Annotated in this window: 18 protein-coding genes; 7 read left to right on the top strand and 11 right to left on the bottom strand. The window is 73.6% G+C overall.

Annotated features, from left to right (window positions below; genetic code table 11):
- Window positions 1–145 precede the first annotated feature (145 nt).
- Window positions 146–1,195: a glycoside hydrolase family 19 protein gene (locus tag ACIWVC_RS09410; RefSeq protein ID WP_396454012.1), complete on the top strand. Its 1,050-nt coding sequence runs from the start codon at window positions 146–148 to the stop codon at window positions 1,193–1,195.
- 95 nt (window positions 1,196–1,290) lie between these two features.
- Here the strand turns inward: ACIWVC_RS09410 and ACIWVC_RS09405 are convergent, their stop codons facing one another.
- Window positions 1,291–1,854 carry a TetR/AcrR family transcriptional regulator gene (locus ACIWVC_RS09405; RefSeq protein WP_396448181.1) on the bottom strand — a complete coding sequence of 188 codons (564 nt, stop codon included), beginning with the start codon at window positions 1,852–1,854 and terminating at the stop codon, window positions 1,291–1,293.
- Window positions 1,855–2,000: 146 nt separating this feature from the next.
- Between ACIWVC_RS09405 and ACIWVC_RS09400 the strand changes: the two genes are divergently transcribed.
- Together ACIWVC_RS09400 and ACIWVC_RS09395 are read left to right on the top strand one after the other, a co-directional pair.
- A complete protein-coding gene (locus ACIWVC_RS09400) occupies window positions 2,001–2,912 on the top strand; it encodes an oxygenase MpaB family protein (RefSeq protein WP_396448182.1) in 912 nt (303 codons plus the stop codon).
- A 123-nt stretch (window positions 2,913–3,035) separates the two neighbouring features.
- On the top strand, window positions 3,036–3,347 hold the full coding sequence (locus ACIWVC_RS09395) for a hypothetical protein (RefSeq protein ID WP_396448183.1): 312 nt from the start codon (window positions 3,036–3,038) through the stop codon (window positions 3,345–3,347).
- Here the strand turns inward: ACIWVC_RS09395 and ACIWVC_RS09390 are convergent.
- From ACIWVC_RS09390 to ACIWVC_RS09380, 3 genes are all read right to left on the bottom strand, one after another.
- Window positions 3,333–4,673 carry an aminotransferase class V-fold PLP-dependent enzyme gene (locus tag ACIWVC_RS09390; protein ID WP_396453991.1) on the bottom strand — a complete coding sequence of 447 codons (1,341 nt, stop codon included), beginning with the start codon at window positions 4,671–4,673 and terminating at the stop codon, window positions 3,333–3,335. The two genes, ACIWVC_RS09395 and ACIWVC_RS09390, sit on opposite strands and share 15 nt — an antisense overlap.
- A complete protein-coding gene (locus ACIWVC_RS09385) occupies window positions 4,670–5,476 on the bottom strand; it encodes a class I SAM-dependent methyltransferase (RefSeq protein ID WP_396448185.1) in 807 nt (268 codons plus the stop codon). Before ACIWVC_RS09385 ends, ACIWVC_RS09390 begins: the two co-directional genes overlap by 4 nt.
- A gap of 63 nt (window positions 5,477–5,539) precedes the next feature.
- Window positions 5,540–6,529 carry a helix-turn-helix domain-containing protein gene (locus ACIWVC_RS09380; protein ID WP_396448186.1) on the bottom strand — a complete coding sequence of 330 codons (990 nt, stop codon included), beginning with the start codon at window positions 6,527–6,529 and terminating at the stop codon, window positions 5,540–5,542.
- A 169-nt stretch (window positions 6,530–6,698) separates the two neighbouring features.
- Here ACIWVC_RS09380 and ACIWVC_RS09375 point away from each other — a divergent pair, with 169 nt between their 5' ends.
- A complete protein-coding gene (locus ACIWVC_RS09375) occupies window positions 6,699–7,787 on the top strand; it encodes a winged helix DNA-binding domain-containing protein (RefSeq protein ID WP_396448187.1) in 1,089 nt (362 codons plus the stop codon).
- Window positions 7,788–7,838: 51 nt separating this feature from the next.
- Here the strand turns inward: ACIWVC_RS09375 and ACIWVC_RS09370 are convergent, their stop codons facing one another.
- The 4 genes from ACIWVC_RS09370 to ACIWVC_RS09355 all read right to left on the bottom strand — a co-directional run bounded on the left by ACIWVC_RS09370 (window position 7,839) and on the right by ACIWVC_RS09355 (window position 10,934).
- The gene (locus ACIWVC_RS09370) at window positions 7,839–9,302 is read right to left on the bottom strand and encodes a benzaldehyde dehydrogenase (RefSeq protein ID WP_396448188.1); all 1,464 of its coding nucleotides are present in this window, start codon (window positions 9,300–9,302) and stop codon (window positions 7,839–7,841) included.
- A gap of 36 nt (window positions 9,303–9,338) precedes the next feature.
- Window positions 9,339–9,713 (bottom strand): amidase family protein, encoded by a 375-nt coding sequence (locus tag ACIWVC_RS09365; protein WP_396454010.1) that lies wholly within the window; start codon window positions 9,711–9,713, stop codon window positions 9,339–9,341.
- A gap of 55 nt (window positions 9,714–9,768) precedes the next feature.
- Window positions 9,769–9,981: a hypothetical protein gene (locus ACIWVC_RS09360; protein ID WP_396448190.1), complete on the bottom strand. Its 213-nt coding sequence runs from the start codon at window positions 9,979–9,981 to the stop codon at window positions 9,769–9,771.
- Window positions 9,982–10,085: 104 nt separating this feature from the next.
- Window positions 10,086–10,934, bottom strand: a complete 849-nt coding sequence (locus tag ACIWVC_RS09355; RefSeq protein ID WP_396448191.1) for an IclR family transcriptional regulator — start codon at window positions 10,932–10,934, stop codon at window positions 10,086–10,088.
- Window positions 10,935–11,049: 115 nt separating this feature from the next.
- Here ACIWVC_RS09355 and ACIWVC_RS09350 point away from each other — a divergent pair, with 115 nt between their 5' ends.
- On the top strand, window positions 11,050–12,519 hold the full coding sequence (locus ACIWVC_RS09350) for an aldehyde dehydrogenase family protein (protein WP_396448192.1): 1,470 nt from the start codon (window positions 11,050–11,052) through the stop codon (window positions 12,517–12,519).
- Between the two features lie 49 nt (window positions 12,520–12,568).
- On the opposite strand, the gene ACIWVC_RS09345 is transcribed toward ACIWVC_RS09350, so the two are convergent.
- On the bottom strand, window positions 12,569–13,069 hold the full coding sequence (locus ACIWVC_RS09345) for an SRPBCC domain-containing protein (protein WP_396448193.1): 501 nt from the start codon (window positions 13,067–13,069) through the stop codon (window positions 12,569–12,571).
- Window positions 13,070–13,097: 28 nt separating this feature from the next.
- The gene (locus tag ACIWVC_RS09340; protein WP_396448194.1) at window positions 13,098–13,547 is read right to left on the bottom strand and encodes an SRPBCC domain-containing protein; all 450 of its coding nucleotides are present in this window, start codon (window positions 13,545–13,547) and stop codon (window positions 13,098–13,100) included.
- A gap of 470 nt (window positions 13,548–14,017) precedes the next feature.
- Here ACIWVC_RS09340 and ACIWVC_RS09335 point away from each other — a divergent pair, with 470 nt between their 5' ends.
- Entirely contained in the window at window positions 14,018–15,511 is a 1,494-nt protein-coding gene (locus tag ACIWVC_RS09335; protein ID WP_396448195.1) for a class I SAM-dependent methyltransferase, read from the top strand.
- 43 nt (window positions 15,512–15,554) lie between these two features.
- Window positions 15,555–16,757, top strand: coding sequence for an FAD-dependent oxidoreductase (locus tag ACIWVC_RS09330; RefSeq protein ID WP_396448196.1), 1,203 nt, complete (start codon window positions 15,555–15,557; stop codon window positions 16,755–16,757).
- Window positions 16,758–16,850: 93 nt separating this feature from the next.
- On the opposite strand, the gene ACIWVC_RS09325 is transcribed toward ACIWVC_RS09330, so the two are convergent.
- Window positions 16,851–17,819, bottom strand: coding sequence for a zinc-binding alcohol dehydrogenase family protein (locus ACIWVC_RS09325; protein WP_396448197.1), 969 nt, complete (start codon window positions 17,817–17,819; stop codon window positions 16,851–16,853).
- Between the last annotated feature and the right edge of the window lie 109 nt (window positions 17,820–17,928).

The following is a 17,928-nucleotide window of genomic DNA, read 5'->3' as shown; positions in this document are numbered from 1 at the left end:
TGCGCTGACGCGCCCTGCCGCGTGCACACCCCGCACGCGAGCCCCTCCGCACGCGCGCCCGCCCGCACCGGGCGGCCGCGCGTGCGATCACCCCGCGAAAGAGTCGAGTCCCGAAGGAAGTGATCAGGTGCGACGTCTCCTGACGATGCTGAGCGCCGCGCTGCTCGCGGCAGGATGCCTGTCGGCCGTCCTGCCCATGGCGTCGGCCACCGCCGCCGCGTGCGCGGCAGAGTGGAACGCGTCCGCCGTCTACACCGGCGGCGCGTCCGTGTCCTACAACGGGCACAACTGGTCCGCGCGATGGTGGACGCAGAACGAGACCCCCGGCACCGCGGAGGTCTGGACCGATCAGGGCGCCTGCGGCGGCGGGACGTCCGGTCCCGGCTGCTCCGCCCCCGACTGGACGGCCGGGCAGTGGTACCCGGTGGGCAGCGTCGTCAGGTACACCGACGGCAAGTACTACATCGCCGTCCATGAGAACCCGGGCTACGACCCCGTGATCAGCAACTGGTTCTGGGACCCGTACGCCTGCGACGGCCCGACCGACCCGGGGCCCTCCGACCCGCCCGCCCCCGGCGGCTTCGTGGTGAGCGAGGCGCAGTTCAACCAGATGTTCCCGGGCCGCAACTCCTTCTACACCTACGCCGGGTTGACCGCGGCGATGGCGTCGTTCCCGGCGTTCGCCAAGACCGGCAGCGACACGGTGAAGAAGCAGGAGGCCGCGGCCTTCCTCGCCAACGTCAGCCACGAGACCGGCGGTCTGGTCTACATCGTCGAGCAGAACACGAGCAACTACCCGCACTACTGCGACGCGGGCCGGCCCTACGGCTGCCCCGCCGGCACGGCGGCCTACTACGGCCGCGGCCCGATCCAGCTGAGCTGGAACTTCAACTACAAGGCGGCGGGCGACTCCCTCGGCATCGACCTGCTGCGCAACCCGTGGCTCGTCGAGCAGGACGCGGCCGTGGCCTGGAAGACCGGGCTCTGGTACTGGATGACCCAGAGCGGTCCCGGCACCATGACCGGGCACAGCGCCATGGTCAACGGACGCGGCTTCGGTGAGACGATCCGCAGCATCAACGGCTCTCTGGAGTGCGACGGCCGGAACCCGGCCCAGGTCCAAAGCCGCGTGAACGCCTACCAGCGGTTCACGCAGATCCTCGGCGTCCCGGCCGGCGGCAACCTGACCTGCTGACGGCCCGCGCTCGCCACCCCGAGCCCGGACGGCCCGAGCCCGGACGGCCCGAGCCCGCCGCCCCGGACGCGGACCGTCCGGGGCGGCGGCGGGCCTCATGCGGGCTTGCGGATGTAGCCGATGACCAGTTCGGCCAGCTCGTCCACCATGCGGTCGTGCGGGATGGGCGGGCGGTCCAGGACGTACTTGATGGAGAGCAGGCCGACGGTCTCGGTGATGATCCAGAGTGTCGCGTCGATGTCGAGGTCGTCGCGGAACGCGGAGCGGTTGACCAGGAGGTAGACGCGGATCAGGTCGGTCAGCCGCCGCTGCAGCGCGGCGAGCTTGTCGAACGGGCCGAGCCGCGGCACCTGCTCGACGATGATCCGCAGCAGGTCGGCGTTCTCCTCGAACAGGCGGATCTGCGCGTCCAGCAGGGCGCGGCCGGCGTCCTCCCAGGGCAGCCGCATGGTGGCCTCGATCTCGGCGCCGAGCCGGTCGGCGAGATGGTCGGCGAAGCGGTCCAGGACGGCGATGACGATCGCGTCCTTGTTGGGGAAGTACTGGTAGAGCGACCCGTTGCTGATGCCCGCGGTCTTGGCGATGCGGTTGGTGGACGCGCCGTCGTAGCCGCGTTCCGACAGAACGCGAGTGGCGGCCTCCAGGATGCGTTCCACCATCCGGCGCGAACGGTCCTGGGTGGGGATCCGGCGGGGCGAAAGCCCAGGTGAGGAGGCCATCGGCGGTTCCCTCGCAAACGCGACTTGTAAGCGACTCCTTATTCGCGTTCAACTTACCGGAGGAGTTCTTTCAGGAGGTATGCCGCATGACGGTGACCGAGGGGGCGTCCGCGGCCCGGCCGGCCGAGCCGGAGCGCGGCGAGCCCGTCCCGTTCGGACCCGGGTCGCTGCTGTGGGAGCAGATCGGCCTCTACACGTCGGCGATCGCGGGCAACAGCGCGTTCATCCTGCAGGTGATGCATCCGGCGATCGGCACCGTGGTCGACCGGCGGTCCAGCTTCCGCACCGACCCGCTCGGCCGCGCCGCGCGCAGCTTCGCCTCGGTGCAGACGTGGGTCTACGGCGGGCGGGCCGCCATCGAGGAGGGCAAGCGGCTGCGCGAGATGCACAAGACGCTGAGCGCCGTCGACGAGGAGGGGCGGCGCCATCACGCGCTGTCGGCCGAACCGTGGGCGTGGGTGCACCTGACCGGCTTCTACGCCGCCGTCGCCGCGGCGGAGTACTTCGCGCCGGCGCCGCTGACGAAAGACGAGGAACAGCAGATCTTCGACGAGTTCCTCCAGCTCGGCAGGATCCTGCGGGTGCCCGAGCGGATGCTGCCGGGGAGCATCCCGGAGTACTGGGAGTACTTCGACGACATGGTCGCCAACACGCTCGTCCCGCACAAGGTGGCCTACGAGGTCCTCGCCCAGATGAGCCAGGTCCCGCCCAACGTGCCGAAGCTGCTGCGCCCCGCGGTCGCCCCGCTGAGCGAGGCCGGCGGCCGGCTCGGCCGGCTGATCACCATCGGCACCCTGCCGGAGGCGGCGCGGGAGAAGCTCGGGCTGCGGTGGACCGCGGCGGACGAGCGCAGGCTGCGGCTGGTCGCGCAGGTCATCGGGCGGAGCACGCCGCTGCTCCCCGAACGCCTCCGGTACATGCCGATCGCCTACCGCGCGCGGCAGGCCGCCCGCGCCCAGGAGCGGCTGGAGCGCGCGCTGGCGCACCGGCCCATGTGACGTCCGGCCCGGGAGTCCCGCGGCTCACCTGAGAGATCGTCAAAATTCGAACTTTTCGCCTCCGGCCCGGATCATACGGGCTGAAACGGATTCTCGTGGCATCCGCCGAGCCGGAGGTCGTACATGGATTACGTGGTCCTGATGATCGCGGGAAGCGCCCTTCTCGCCGGGGCCGTCGCCTATGGCGTCACGCACCGCGACTTCCACGCGGGAGGCAGGGCGGCGGCCGCCCTGGCCTGCGCGCTCCTCGTGGGCGCCGCCTCCCTGTACATCCCCTATCTCCCCGTGCTCGCCCTGCTGGGCACCGCGGTCATCTACCTCATCGTGCGGCGCGTGTTCTCCGCGGGAACGGCGCTCGCCGCCGCGGGCCTGGTCCTCGTCGCCGGCTGCTCGTTCTCCGTCCTGCTCATGATGGCCGCCCTACAGACCATGTGACGCCTTGGCGACCGCCCGTACGGCCGCGTCCACCTCCTCATGGGTGTTGTAGAGGTAGAAGCTGAGGCGGCAGCTCGCCGGGGGCGTCAGGCCGAGCGCGTGGTGCGCGAGGGTGGCGCAGTGGCACCCGGCGCGCGACTCCACGCCCATCGCGTTCAGCTCCTCCGCCACCCGGACCGGGTCCCGGCCCGCGAGGTTGAAGGACACCAGGGACGTGCGCCGGCACGGGTCCTCCGGCCCGTAGACCGTGATCCCGTCGACGGCGGCGAGCGCGTCGAGCGCGTGGGCGGTGAGCCGCCGGTTCCAGGCCGACACCCGGTCCATCGCGGCGCGGACGGCGTCCCGGCCGAAGGGGCGGGACGTCCCGAAGTACACCGGCCGGTCCGGTGACAGCGCCAGGTCCAGCAGGAGGCGCAGCGCCTGCGCGGACACGATCGCGCCGAGGATGTTCGGCGTCCCGGCGGCGTACTTCCAGGGCAGCGTGTTGTACTCGACGCGGTCCGGGAACACCCGCCCCTCGGCGATCATGTCGCCGCCGTAGAGGAAGGGCGGCGCGGCCGCCAGCAGGTGCTCCCTGCCGTACAGCACGCCCACGCCGAACGGCGCCAGCAGCTTGTGGAACGAGAACGCCAGGTAGTCGGCGTCGAGGGCGCGCACGTCCACGAAGGCCCCCGGCACCAGCTGGGCGGCGTCGACCAGCAGCAGGGACCGCCGCTCGCCGGTCGGCTGCGGGTAGCCGCTGCCGTCGGCCAGCGCGCGGACGGCGGGCAGCGGCACGCGCGTGCCGAGGAAGTTGGACGCCCCGGTGCAGCAGACCAGCTTGGTGCGCCCGTCGATCAGCGAGGCCAGGTGCTCCAGGTCGAGCTCGCCCGTGCGCGGGTCGAACCGCGCGAGGCGCAGCTCGACCCGGCGGCCGAGCCGCGGCAGCAGCTCCCGGCACAGCGCGTGCCACGGGACGTAGTCCGAGTTGTGCTCCATCAGCGTGGTCACCATGTTGTCGCCGTCGCGGAACTCGGTGAGCAGCGAGTACATGACCGCGTTGATCGCCTCGGTCGCGTTGCGGAACAGCGCGACGCACTCCCGGCCGGGCGCGCCGATGAACCGCGCGATCGTGTCGTAGGCGTCCTCGAACAGCGCGGTCATCTCCCGCGACGCGGTGGACTGGCCCCGGTGGACGTTCTCGTAGCCGGGCGCGAGCGTCCGGTAGAGGTCCACCAGCTCGCGCGGCGGCTGGGTGCTCGCCGCGTTGTTCGTCGCGATGCGGCCGCGCCCGGGGAACGCGAAGTGCCTGCGGACGGCCCGCACGTCCAGCACGCCGGAGGTCATGGGCTCGGGACGGTGGTCCAGGCCCCGGTCATCGGCGGGCCGAAGACGCAGCCGTCATGGGCGAGGACGTCGGCCAGCAGGCGGTCGGCGAGGGTGGCCGGGTCGAGTTCGGCGGCGGTGGCGACGCCCGTCCGCTCCATCAGCGGCGCCGTCGCCCCGATCACGTTGGCCCAGCCCCAGGCGGGGGCATCCGGGCCGCCGCCGGCGAACGTCTCGACCAGCAGCCGCGGTCCGGGCAGCCCGGCGGCGCGGAACGCCGGGAACAGCGCCGGGCCCATGCGCCGTTCGAAGCCGGCCTTCTCCAGCGCGTCCAGGAACCACCCGTGCGCGCGGTCCCACAGCGGCGTCGCGGGGGCGGCGGGCGCGTAGGCCAGGTCGGCCTCGTGCGCGCAGACCACGCCGCCCGGACGGACGTGCGACGCGGCACGGCGCAGTGCCGCCGCCGGGTCCGGCAGGTACATCAGGAGCAGCCTGCACACGACGGCGTCGAAGCCGCCGCCGATCGTGTCGAGGGTCCGCACGTCGCCCACCCGGTACTCGATGTTGGGCGCGTCCGTGCGCCGCCGGGCGAGCTCGACCGCCGCGGGGTCGCGCTCGACGCCCACCACGGCGCCGTCCGGGCCCACCAGCTCGGCGGCGAGCCGGGTCACGTTGCCGGCGCCGCTGCCGAGGTCGAGCACGCGCATGCCGGGCGCGATCCCCGCGCGGCGCAGCAGCCGCCGGGTGAGCGGGTCGAAGAGCCTGCCCTGGGCCACGAGGCGCTCGTCCTCGGCGGCTCGGTCCGCGAACGGATAACTCGTCATGGTTCCTCCCCGTGTGTTCGCTGTACGGCAAGCGTGGCCGGGGGAGGCGCGGATGTCGTTGGCCTACCGCGCGGGGTCCTTTGCATTGCGTGCGGACCTGCGGTACTCCGACGGCGGCAGCCCGTGCTCGGCGCGGAACGCGCGGCTGAAGTCGGCCGCGCTGGAGAACCCCCAGCGGGCCGCGATGGCCGCGACCGGGCGGGCGGCGAGCGCCGGGTCGGCGAGGTCGCCGCGGCACCGCTCCAGCCGGCGCCGCCTGATCCAGCCGGCGACCGTCAGGCCCTCGTCGTGGAAGAGCTGGTGGAGGGTGCGGACCGAGATGTGGTGCGCGGCCGCGATGCTCGCCGGGGTCAGCCCGGGGTCGCCGAGGTGCTGCCGGATGAAGCCCTGGATCGTGGTGAGCAGGGCGTGCCGCCTGGCCTGCGGCGTGTCCCAGTCCCGCACGTCCAGTTCGCCGGCCAGGCGCGTGGCCAGCACCTCCAGCGCGGCGGACGACACCCGGGCCGCCTCGGCGGGGCTGAGATGGTCGACGTTGCGGGCGAGCCGGAGCAGGAACTGCGACGTGAGGTCGCCGAGGCCGCTCGTCGCCGGGATGCGCATCGCGGTCAGCCCGCGCACCCGGCCCGGCGGCAGCGGCAGCAGCGACGGCGGGAACATGAACGTCATCACCCGGGTCGGCCGGTCGTCGAGGCCGCACACCACCTCATAGGGACGGCGGGTGTCGTAGAAGGCGAACTCGGCGGGCGAGAGGAGGGCCTGCCGCCCGCCCTGGCCGACGCCGCAGCGACCGCCGCCGCACACCAGGAAGAGCTTCAGCAGGTCGGGGTCGGCCATGGAGATCATGCTCGGCGTGCGGTGCACCGTGATGGGCATGATGTCCATCACGACCACCTGCATCGGGCCGAGCCCGCTGGTGCGGAACTTCCCCCGGTAGCCGTCCCAGCGGCCGATCGGACGGCACTCCATCGGCACCCATGTGCTCGCCGTCATCTGCCGGAAGAACTCGGTGCGGTCGGCGACGGGCACATCGTCGACCGTGATGAGCGCGCTCATCGCAAACCCCCGCGGAACGGCGGGCGCTTGCGCGCGCCCCCCGGCGACTACGGTCACGCGCGGATGCCATGAGCGGAACCATGCTGGCCGCACCCGGCCAGACCAAACCGGTTCGCCGCCGCGTGAGATGCGGTCAGGAACTGACCGCTTTCCTTGCGACGCTGGGGTCATGACCGTTCTGGACGACCGGGCGCTCAACCGGGCCACGCTCGCCCGCCAGCTTCTGCTCGACCGCGCCGACCTGCCCGTGCTCGACGCCGTCGCCCACCTCGGCGGCCTGCAGGCGCAGGAACCGCAGGAACCGTTCGTCGGGCTCTGGTCGCGGCTCCGCGGGTTCGACCCGGCGGCGCTCTCGGATCTCCTGACCGGGCGGCATGCGGTGCGCACCCACCTGATGCGCCGCACCGTCCACCTCGTCACCGCCGCCGACGCGCTCGCGTGGCACGCCCGCCACCAGGCCATGATGTGCCAGAGGGTGCTCGGGGCCTACCGCCGCGAGCTGGAGCGGGTGGATTTCGGGGAACTCGCCGCGGCGGGCCGCGCGGTGATGGAGGACGGCCGCCCCCGCACGTCGGCGGAGCTGGTCCGCGCGCTGCCCGAGCGCTGGCCGCAGGCGGGGCCGCGGGCGCTGGGGGAGATGCTCGGCTCCCTGGTCCCGATGGTGCAGGCGCCGCCGCGCGGCCTATGGCGCACCAAGGCGGGGGTGCGCCACGCCCTGCTCTCCTCCTGGCTCGGCCGGGACGTCGACCCGCTGCCCGCGGACGGCTCCGACCCGGTCGGCCGGGAGCTGCTGCGGCGCTACCTCGCCGCGTTCGGCCCGGCGTCCTCGTCCGACCTGCGCGCCTGGTGCGGTCTCGCCGGCCTGCCCGCCGCGGTCGCGGCGCTGCGCCCGGAGCTGGTCGCGTTCCGGGACGAGCGCGGCCGCGAGCTGCTCGACCTCCCCGGCGCCCCGCGCCCGGACCCCGGCACGCCCGCCCCGGTGCGCTTCCTGCCGGCGTTCGACAACGCGATCCTCGGCTACCAGGACCGCCGCCGCATCATCGACGACGCCCACCGCGGCCTCTCCGTCGCCGGTGAGCGCGTGGTCCTGGTCGACGGCCGCGTCGCCGCCACCTGGACCACCGAGGCGGACGCGGTCGTCATCGCCCCGCTGCGCCCGCTCTCCAAACCCGACCGGACCGCCGTCGCCGATGAGGGGGAACGCCTGGCGTCCTTCCTCATCGACGACGAGCGCCCCCGGGTGAAGCTCACGGGCTGAAACCCGGAGGCGGGCGCGGCCGGGCCGGCCGCGCCCGCCTCCGGTGCGGGATCAGAGCGGGTACTGCGGCGGCTCGCCGCGCATGGTGATCCAGCGGATCTCGGTGAACGCCTCGATGTTCGCCGAGGCGCCGCCGAAGCGGGAACCGGTGCCGGACGCCCCGACGCCGCCGAACGGGGCGTTGGCCTCGTCGTTCACCGTCTGGTCGTTGATGTGGACGATGCCCGTCGGGATCTGCTCGGCGACGGCCAGGCCGCGCATCACGTCCCGGGTCACGATGCCGAGCGAGAGCCCGTAGTCGCCCGCGGCGGCCAGCTCCACCGCCTCCGAGGCGGACGACACGCGGGTGATCGGGGCGACCGGGCCGAACACCTCCTCGGCGAACGCGGGCGCGGTCAGCGGGATGTCCGCGAGCACCGTGGGGCGGTAGAAGAGCTGCTCGTAGGTGCCGCCGGACGCCAGCTTCGCGCCCTGGTCGACGCTCGCGGTGACCATCCCGTGGATCTTGTCGCGCTGGCCGGCGTCGATGACGGGGCCGAGCGCGACCTCGCCTGCCGCCGGGTCGCCGACCGGGAGCCCGCCCGCCTTGGCGGCGAGGCGCTCCACGAAGTCGTCGTAGAGGCGGTCGGCGATCAGGTGGCGGCCGGTGGTCATGCAGATCTGGCCCTGGTGGAAGAACGAGCCCCAGGTGGCGAGGTTCACCGCCGCGTCCACGTCGGCGTCGTCCAGGACGAGCATCGCGGAGTTCCCGCCGAGTTCGAGGTGGGCGCGCTTGAGGTGCCGCCCGGCCAGCTCGCCGATGCGGCGGCCGACCTGGGTGGAGCCGGTGAACGAGATGACCCGGACGTGCGGGTCGGTGATCATGGCCTCGCCGACGTCCGCGCCGCCCGGCAGCATCTGCAGGACGCCCGGCGGCAGCCCGGCCTCCTCGAACACCCGCGCCATCAGCGTGCCGCCCGTGACCGCGGTGCGCGGGTCGGGCTTGAGGAGGACGGCGTTGCCCAGCGCGAGCGCCGGCGCCACCGAGCGGATGCCGAGGATGATCGGCACGTTGAACGGCGAGATCACCCCGACCACGCCCGCCGGCATGCGGCGCGCCATGGACAGCCGCGGCTCCTCCGACGGCAGGATCTCGCCGGTCGCCATGGCCGGCAGGCCGGCCGCGTTGTAGCACTCCTCCGCCGCGACGTGCAGGGCGAACCCGGCCATGCCGGGGACCGTGCCGACCTCGCGAACGTTCCAGCCGCTGATCTCCTCGGCGTGCTCCTGCCACAGGTCGCCGGCCTTGCGCAGGACGGCGGCGCGGGCGGTGTGCGGCAGCGCGGCCCACTCCCGCTGCGCCTTGGCGGCGCTCGCGGCGGCCTCGGCGACGTCCTGCGCGTTCGCCTGCCCCATCCGGCCGAGCTCGGCGCCCGTGGCCGGCTCGACCACGGCGTAGTCACCGCCGTGCGCCGCCGTCCACGCACCGTTCTTGAAGATGTTCCCCTGCCAGTCGACGCTGTCCAGCAGTCCCACGGCGGTTCCTCCTTCTCCTGTCGTGTTCTCAGTGCTTCATGCGGAGCACCGGCTTGAGCACCTCGCCGCGGCGGCTGCCGCCGAGCGTTCCGGCCACGCGCTCGCCCCAGGTCCGGCAGGGCCGCCGGCACCGGGGCGGCGGGGAGCCCGGCGGCGTCGAACAGGGAGGCGGGCCGGGCCGGCAGCGGCTCGACCGGCCATTCGCGCCCGCCGGCCGCGACGGTCATCGCGCCGATCGGCGGCGCGGACGCCGGCCGTGTCGATCAGGTCCTCGACCCCGACCGGGACGCCGTGCAGCGGGCCGCGCCGGCCGGCGCGTTCCGGCTCGGCGGCCCGCGCGCGGGCCTCGTCCGCCGTGACCGCGGTGTAGGCGTGCACGTGCGGTCCGGTGGCGGCGATCGCGGCCGGCATCCTCTCGGTCGGGCCGGCGGGTCTGAGCCGGCCCGTCGTGACGGCGGCGACCGGTTCACTGGGCGACATCGGGCCTCCGCACGTGGTAGCCGGCGGGGAAGAGGCTCAGCTCCGTCCTTCCGCGGATCAGGCCCCACAACCCGCCTGGTAGTAGCCACAATGCCACCGCGATGCCGCCCGCGCCCAGCAGGACGAGGTACCCCGAGCCGTAGTCGCCGAGGACGGCGGCCGTCTTGAGGAGCGAACCGCGCGCCGGGATCTCGCTCACGCTGAACTCCTTGGTCACGGCCGGGAAGCCGGAAGTGGTGCGACCGTACGCACCCGCCGTCGGCAGGAGCAACGGGTCGTTCCGAGAATTCGAACGCGATTTTGCTATCTGGAACCTTGGTCTGACGTGGGGCGATACCCGAGCCGCCTGGAGATCTCGGCGGCGGTGCGCCGCAGCGGCGGTTCGACGCGTCCCGCCAGGGCGTCCACCGACGCGGGCGCGACCGTCAGGTGGACGGCGACGTTGACCGCCGCGATGACCGCGCCCGAGCGGTCGCGCACCGGCGCCGCGAACGACCGCAGGCCGGGCGCGAGCTCCTCGTCGTTGACCGCCACGCCGGTCTGGCGCACCCGCGCCAGCGCCGCCGTGAGCTGCTCCCGGTTGGTGATCGTCTTCGGCCCGCGGCGGGCCAGGTCGGTGCGGTCGAGGAGCTGCCGCAGCTCCGCCGCGTCCTTGTGGGCCAGCAGCACCTTCCCCATCGACGTGCAGTAGGCGGGGAGCCGCGACCCGACGTGGAGGTTGAGGTCCATGGCCAGCGCGCTGCGCCGGCCGCTGCGCCTCCGGTCGACGTAGACGACGTCGAGGCCGTCGCTGAGCCCGATGCTGGCGGTGTAGCCGGTCTCGTCCGCCAGGGCCTGGAGCGGCGGGCCGGCGATGCTCGTCAGCTCCATCGAGTCGATCGCCGCGAACCCGAGGTCCACCGCGCGGGGGCCGAGGGAGTACTTCTTGGTCTCCGGGTCCTGCTGCAGGTACTCCAGCCTGGTCAGCGTGGCGACGTAGCGGTGCGCCGTGCTCTTGGTGAGCCCCGCGGCCCGCGCCAGCTCGGCGACGCCCAGCACCGAGCGGTCCCCGGTGAAGGCGGACAGGACGCGCAGCCCCCGCTCCAGCGAGGCGGAGAAGGACGGGTCGGCGGCCCTGCGGGCACGCCGGCGCGCGGAGTCGTCATCGGTCACAGCGGTCAGAATACGATCTGACTGTTCCAGTTATTCGAACGTTTTTGACCGTCGGGCGCGTGGTGGCAATGTTCTAGGGCCGCAACCGACCGACGTGAGCGAGGAGAACGGCCCCATGGCGGACTGGCGCACAGCTCGCGTCGGGCACTTCATCGGCGGCGAGTGGGTGGACTCCGCGTCCGGCCGCTCCTACCCGAACCGCTCCCCGTGGTCGGGGGAGACGCTCGGCGAGGTCGCCGCCGGCGACATCGAGGACGCCGAGCGGGCCGTCGCCGCCGCGCACGCGGCGTTCGAGGGCTGGGCGCGGACGCCGCCGCACGAGCGCCAGCTCGTCTTCCTGCGCGCGGCCGAGGTCCTGGAGCGGCGCGGCGGCGAGGTGCTCGCCGCCCTCGCCGACGAGACCGGCTGCGGGCGCACCTTCGGCGCCGTCCAGCTCGACTTCGCCGCCAAGCTGCTCCGCCAGGCCGCGCAGCTGCCCTACCGGCCCGCGGGGGAGCTGCTGCCGTCGGACGCCGCGGGAACCACGGCGATGGCGGTCCGCCGGCCGGTCGGCGTGGTCGCGGCGATCGCGCCGTGGAACGCCTCGCTCACCCTCGGCGGCCGGGCGATCGTCGGGCCGCTCGCGCTCGGCGACACCGTCGTGCTGAAGCCGTCCGAGGAATCCCCGTACACGGGCGGTGCGCTCTGGGCGGAGATCCTCCAAGAGGCCGGCCTGCCCGCGGGCGCGCTCAACGTCGTCACCCACGCCCCCGGCGAGGCCGGCGGCATCGGCGACGCGCTGCTCGCCGACCCGCTCGTCAAGCGGATCAACTTCACCGGCTCCACCCCCACCGGCCGCCGCCTCGCCGAGAAGGCCGGACGGCACCTCAAGCGGGTCGTGCTGCAGCTCAGCGGGCAGAACCCGCTCATCGTCGCGGGCGACGCCGATCTCGACTACGCCGTGAACGCCGCGACCTACGGCGCCTTCGTCCACCAGGGGCAGGTGTGCATGTGCGCCAGGCGCGTCTACGTCGAACGCCCGCTGGCCGAGGAGTTCGCCGAGCGCTTCGCCGCCCGCGCCGCGGCGCTGCCGGTGGGCGACCCGGCCGACCCGGACACGGTCATCGGCCCGGTGATCAACGAGTGGGCCCTCGCCCTCATCGACCGCCGCGTCAAGGAGGCCGTCGGCCTCGGCGCCCGCGTGCTGGCCGGCGGCGACCCCGCCCCGCCGTGCTACCCGGCCACCGTCCTCGCCGACGTACCGGACGAGGCGGAGATCGCGCAGGGCGAGACGTTCGGCCCCGTGGTCGTCCTCGAAGCGGTCGACTCCGCCGAGGCCGCCGTCGCCCGCGCCAACGCCTCCGACTTCGGCCTCGTCGCCTCGGTCATCACCGGCGACCGCCCGCGCGGCCTCCGCCTGGCCGAGGCCCTCGACGCCGGCATCGTCCACGTCAACGACCAGCCGGTCAACGACGAGCCGCAGATGCCGTTCGGCGGCGTCAAGGACACCGGCTGGGGCCGCTTCGGGCTGGGCTTCGCCGCCGAGGAGTTCTGCGAACTCCAGTGGATCACCGTCCGCGACCAGGACCGCGGCTTCCCCTTCTGACCCGGGGCGGCGGGGCCGACCGCGGGCGGCCGGCCGGGCGGCCTCGCGGTCAGCCGGCGCGCCGCTCGATCGCCGCGGCGAGGTGGTCGAGTTCCTCGCCGCGGTGGGCGCGGTGCTGCTCCGTCCAGGACTCGTCGTGGAGCGGGTCGAGCGTCATGACCAGGCGCGTGCGGGCGCCGGCCGGCTCCAGGACGACGGTCGTCAGGTGCTCGTACGGCTCGCGGCCGGGCACGAAGTCGATCAGCGACAGGTAGGCGAGCCGGTGCGGCGGCGCCACCTCGGTGAACGTCTTGCGCACCTCCGCGGCGAGCGGGTTGCCGGTGTCCCGCATGAACGCGACCTGCTCCGGCGCCGTCGCGGTCATGGTGTACCGCAGCAGGCCGCCGGGCCTGAGGTCGAGCTCGCCCACCCGGCTCTCGAAGCCGTCCGGGGCGAACCACTCCCCGAGCCCGCCGGCGGTGGTCAGCAGTTCCCAGACGAGCCGGACCGGAGCGTCGTAGACGCGTTCGAGCCGCGCGGCCGTCGGGCTCGGCGTGTGCGATGAGGTCATCGTTCCTCCTGTCGGAAGGCGGCGGCGTTCAGCCCCAGCGGCTGATCTCACCGGCGGGGTAGGCGGCGAACGCGCCGCTTTCGGCGCCGGTCTTGAGACTGGTCAGGTAGGAGCCCCAGTTGGTGCTGCATCCGCTCATGAACTCGTCGGCCTCCCGCCAGCCGGCGTGGGAGAACAGCAGCGTCGTGCCGCCGCGTCCGGCAGAGCGCAGGGTGAACGTGATCAGGGTGCCGATCCAGCTGCCGGGCCCGCCGGTGACCCGCCAGACCACCCGGTCCGGCTCGTCGGTGAGCACCTCCATCGCGGCGGCGGGCTGCTCGGCGTCGCCGAAGTACACGGCGAAGCCGGAGCCGACGGCGTGCTCTCCGGTGAGCGGCCGTCCCGTCCACCAGCTGGCGATGCCGCCGGTGTCGGCGATGAGGTCGTGCACCCGCTTGGGCGGCGCGTCGATGCTGACGCGGTGCAGGATGTCGGGCATTGCGGTCTCCGTTCACTCAGGCAGATCCGCAGCGAAGACGAACGGCCGCCCCCCAGACGGACACTCCGCGAAAAAATCCCGCGGCAGCGGTGCGGAAGGTGGCCACGACGGCTGTGCGAAAGCCCGGCGGACGGTGCGGAGACCCGCGGCGCCGGCGGCGCGTGCCGCCCGCGATGCCGCCCGGCGGCGCGGCCCCGGCACGGTGAAATGGCGGGTGCGGAATTGATTGCGGGCCGCGCAGGCGATCGTTAATGTGTAACATGCGGGGGTGGAATGGGAAACCCCTGTTCCGGCCCCTATGTTCGGCGGCCCTTCAATCGACCCCTATCGTTTCTCTCAGCCTATGTTCTGAATGGCGTCCGGACTAGCATCCGAATATGGACGTCTCCGTCAGCGGCGCACCTGCGAGCAATAAGGTCGAAAATGCGGTGCGCGACTTCCTCGACGCGCCCGCCGCATCGGTTCCCGCCTTGTTCCGTCAGCTTGACGCCGCCTTCCGCAGTCCCGCCGGGGTGGCCTCCGAGGAGGCATCCGACACCGCTTCCGCCTTCGCCGTGCACGTCGAGCCGGCCAGGGCGACCGACGAGGGGCGCGCGGCCGTGCCCGTGCTCGCGTCCGCGCTGCGCGAGGGCGCGCCCGCGGACCGGGCCCCGCATCTCGTCATGCTCCTGGCGCTGCTCGCCGACACCGACGCGCACGACGCCGTGCGGGTCGAGTCCGCGGCCGTGCTGTCCCTGTTCGACGGGGCGGCGGCCGACCGCCGGCTCACCGCCGCCCTGCTGCACTTCGCCGGGTTCTTCCCCGAGGACCGGGAGCGGGTGCTGAAGGCGTCGGACGCGCTCCGGCTGAGCGCCGACGACCGGAGCCGGCTGCTCCGCTCGCTCGACGAGGAGCGCACCGAGGGCCACGCCCTCGGCCGCGAGTGGCCCTCGCCCGCGATGTGGGCGGTCACCGAGGCGGAGCTGGAGGCCGACCGGAGGAACTGGATCTCCGCCATGCCGGAGAGCGACCTGGACGCGCTCTGGGCGGGCGACACCCGCAAGATCCGCGACTACTCGGCGCTCAAGGCCCTCGCCCTGCTGGACACGCCGGTCCGGCCGTACCGCGCCGAGCCCGACTACGCCGAACCCGAGCCGCCCGCGCCCGCCGGCCGGGCCGCGGACGCCCCCTCGGCCGTCGAACTGCTCGCCCCGGCCGCGGCGCTGCTCGCCTGCCCCGACTGCCGCGGCCCGCTCGCGCTCGCCGCCGAGGGCGCGCGGTGCGGCTCGTGCGGGAAGCAGCACCCGGCGACCGGGGACTGGCTCGACCTGTCGTCCGAGGCCGGGAACACGCTGGAAGCGATGATCATCAACGATCCGGGGAAGGTGGCCCGCTACGAGCGCGGGCTCCGGCCCGCGTTCCTGCGCGCGATGGGCCGGGACTTCGAGGGCCTGCTCACCGTCGAGCAGGAGATCGACTTCCTGGAGCGGCACCTCGGCCGGGTGACCGGTCCGGTCCTCGACCTCGCCGCCGGGACGGGCCGCTTCACCAGGGTCGTCGCCGAGACGGTCCCCGGCCCCGTCATCGCGCTGGACCTCGCGACCTCGATGCTGGCCGCGCTCCAGGCGACCCCGCCGAAGCTGCCCGCCGTGCGCGGCAGCGCGCTGAGCCTCCCCGTCGCGGACGCCTCGCTGGGCGCGGTGACCTGCTGGAACGCGCTGCAGACCCTGCCCGGGCAGGAGCAGGTGATCCACGAGGTGAGCCGCTGCCTGGCGGACGGCGGCACATTCGCGCTGTTCACCTTCGAGCAGTCCGCCGACCCGCTCTACCGGGAATTCCAGGCGCGCCACGAGAAGGACCTGCTGGTCGAACTCCAGCCGCGGGAAACGCTCATCCGCTGGCTCGTGGAGGCGAAGTTCACCGTTCGAGAGGTGCACCGGCCCGGCTGCTGCGTGCTGCTTGCGGCCATTCGCGACCCGCGTTGAGCGGACCGCCGCGCGAAAAGGAACTCCGAGCAAGGAACCAATGATGAAATTCGTCATTATCGGAATCGGCGTGGGCGGTCTCGCCACCGCCCGATATCTGCTGGACGCCGGCCACGAGGTCGAGATCTACGAGCAGGCGGACCGGCTGCGCACCGAGGGCGCGTCCCTCATCCTGTGGTCCAACGGCACCGGGATCCTGCGCGACCTCGGCGTGGAGCCGGAGGCCATGGGCAGCCGCATGGACGCCATGAACACCCTGTCGGAGCGCGGCGACACGCTGCTGCGGCTCGACCTCACCCGGCTGGAGCGGCGGTTCGGCCACCCGACCGTGGTCGTGCCGCGCGGCGACCTCGTCCAGGAGCTCGCCAAGGGCCTGCCCGACGGCGTGCTCAACTACGGCAAGCGGTGCGTCGGGATCAGTGAGCCGCCGGACGGCGCCGCGGGCCCGCTCATCGCGGAGTTCGACGACGGCACCAAGGCCGAGGGCGACGTCGTCATCGGCGCCGACGGGCACCGCTCCGCCGTCCGCCGCTACCTGCACGGCGAGACGCCCGCCGCCTACACCGGCTTCGCGACCTGGCACGGCCTCACCCGGCTGCCGGTGGGCCTGCCGCACGAGACCACCGGCATCGTCTTCCACGGCAAGTCGGGCTTCTCGACGATGTTCTCCGCGGGCGACGGCCAGATCCAGTGGGTGTTCGTCACGCCGTGGGCCGAGGGCGACACGGTGCCGCGCGGCGTGCGGGACGAGCGGACCGGCGACCGCGGCAGCGGCGAGGGCGCGTCCGCGACGCAGAACCTCAGGGAGCGGTTCGGCGGGGTCGTCTCGCCCGTCCCCGAGCTGCTGGAGCGGCTCGTCGACGACGAGATCGGCCTGTTCCCGCACATCCTGCACCAGGTTCCCGACCGGCCGGGCCGGGGGCGGATCACGCTCATCGGCGACGCGCTGCACGCCGTCCCGCCGACGCTCGCGCAGGGCGTCAACCAGACGCTGGAGGACGCGTGGTGCCTCAACCAGGTGCTGACCGGGTCCGGGACGGCGCCCTCCGGCGTGCGGGCCGTCGAGTCGTGCCTGCGCTCCTACGAGGCGATGCGGGTCAGGAAGCTGCAGCGGCTCCACGGGATGGCGAAGTTCTCGGAGCGGCGGCCGACGCCGTCGCCGCTGCTGCGGTTCGTGCCCTGGCTGGTGCCGCACACCCGCATGACCGGCTGGACCGTCAAGACCTACAGCAACTTCCTCGCCTGAGAGAAACCCCGTCCCCCCGGCGCCCGGCGGAGGAGGTGAACTGCCGTCGCGACCATGACCAGCGCGGGCAGCACGACCTCCTCCGGCGGAGCGCTAGGGGACGAGGACCTGGCGCCTGCCGTCCCGATCACCGCGCCGCCAGGCCTCCTCGACCTCGGCGAGCGGGACCTCCTCCACGGCGACCTTGAGCGCCCCGGAGCCGGCGAACTCGCACAGCTTCCCGAACGCCTCCATCCGCACCTCCGGCGGGGCGAAGCCGCCCGAGCCGGTGAGCGTCACCGGGGCGCTGCGCAGCACCTCGGCGGGCAGCTCGACTGCGGGCCCGGCCATGTCCCCGACCTGGACGATCCGGGTCTCGTGCTCGGCGGCCTTGAACTCGTTGCGGGTGAGCGCGGCGAGCAGGGCGTTCATCGGCGGCCCCCACAGGTAGTCGACGACGACGTGGAAGCCCTCGTCGCCCGCCTCGGCGCTGAACGCGGCCGCCAGCTCGTCCTCGGGCCGGTCCAGCGAGATCAGCGCGTCCGCGCCGAGGCCCGTCAGCGACTCCAGCGCCTTCGGGTCGCGCCCGGCGGCGACCACGCGCCCGGCGCCCAGCAGGCGGGCCATCTGGACAGCGAGCCGCCCGGTCACCCCGGTGGCGCCGAGCACCAGCACGGTCTCGCCCGCGGCCAGCCGGCCGCGCCAGGCGAGCGGCAGGTACGCCGCCATGCCGGGGTTGATCAGCGCGGCGGCCTCGGCGTCGGAGAGCCCGCTCGGGATGGGGGCGAGCATCCAGTCCGGCACGACGGTGCGCTCCGCCATCGAGCCGTAGGGGGCCCGCGGCAGCCCGAAGTAGACCCGGGCGCCGCTCATGCTGATGCCGACGCCGTCGAGGCCGCACACGATCGGCAGGTCGCCCTCGGCCCCGCTCGTGTAGTGGCCGCCGGACGCGCGGGCGCGGTCCACCCGGTTGAGGGAGGCCGCCCTGACCTCCAGGAGGGACTCGCCCTCCCGCGCCACGGGATCGGGGAACTCGGCGTAGCGGGGCGTCTCCCCGAAGGCACTGAGCACGGCGGCGTGCATGCTGCACCACCTCAACCTTTCGTCCTGGAGTGCGAATCCATATTCACCGAATTGGGATTCGCTGATACCGTATTCAGTGTGGAGGCGAGGACCCGCGGTGTCAAGCCAC

This window comes from Actinomadura sp. (assembly GCF_044508335.1).
Classification (GTDB): Bacteria; Actinomycetota; Actinomycetes; order Streptosporangiales; family Streptosporangiaceae; genus Spirillospora.
The sequence above is the reverse complement of the archived record's forward strand: the minus strand, read 5'-3'. Positions and strand labels throughout refer to the sequence as shown.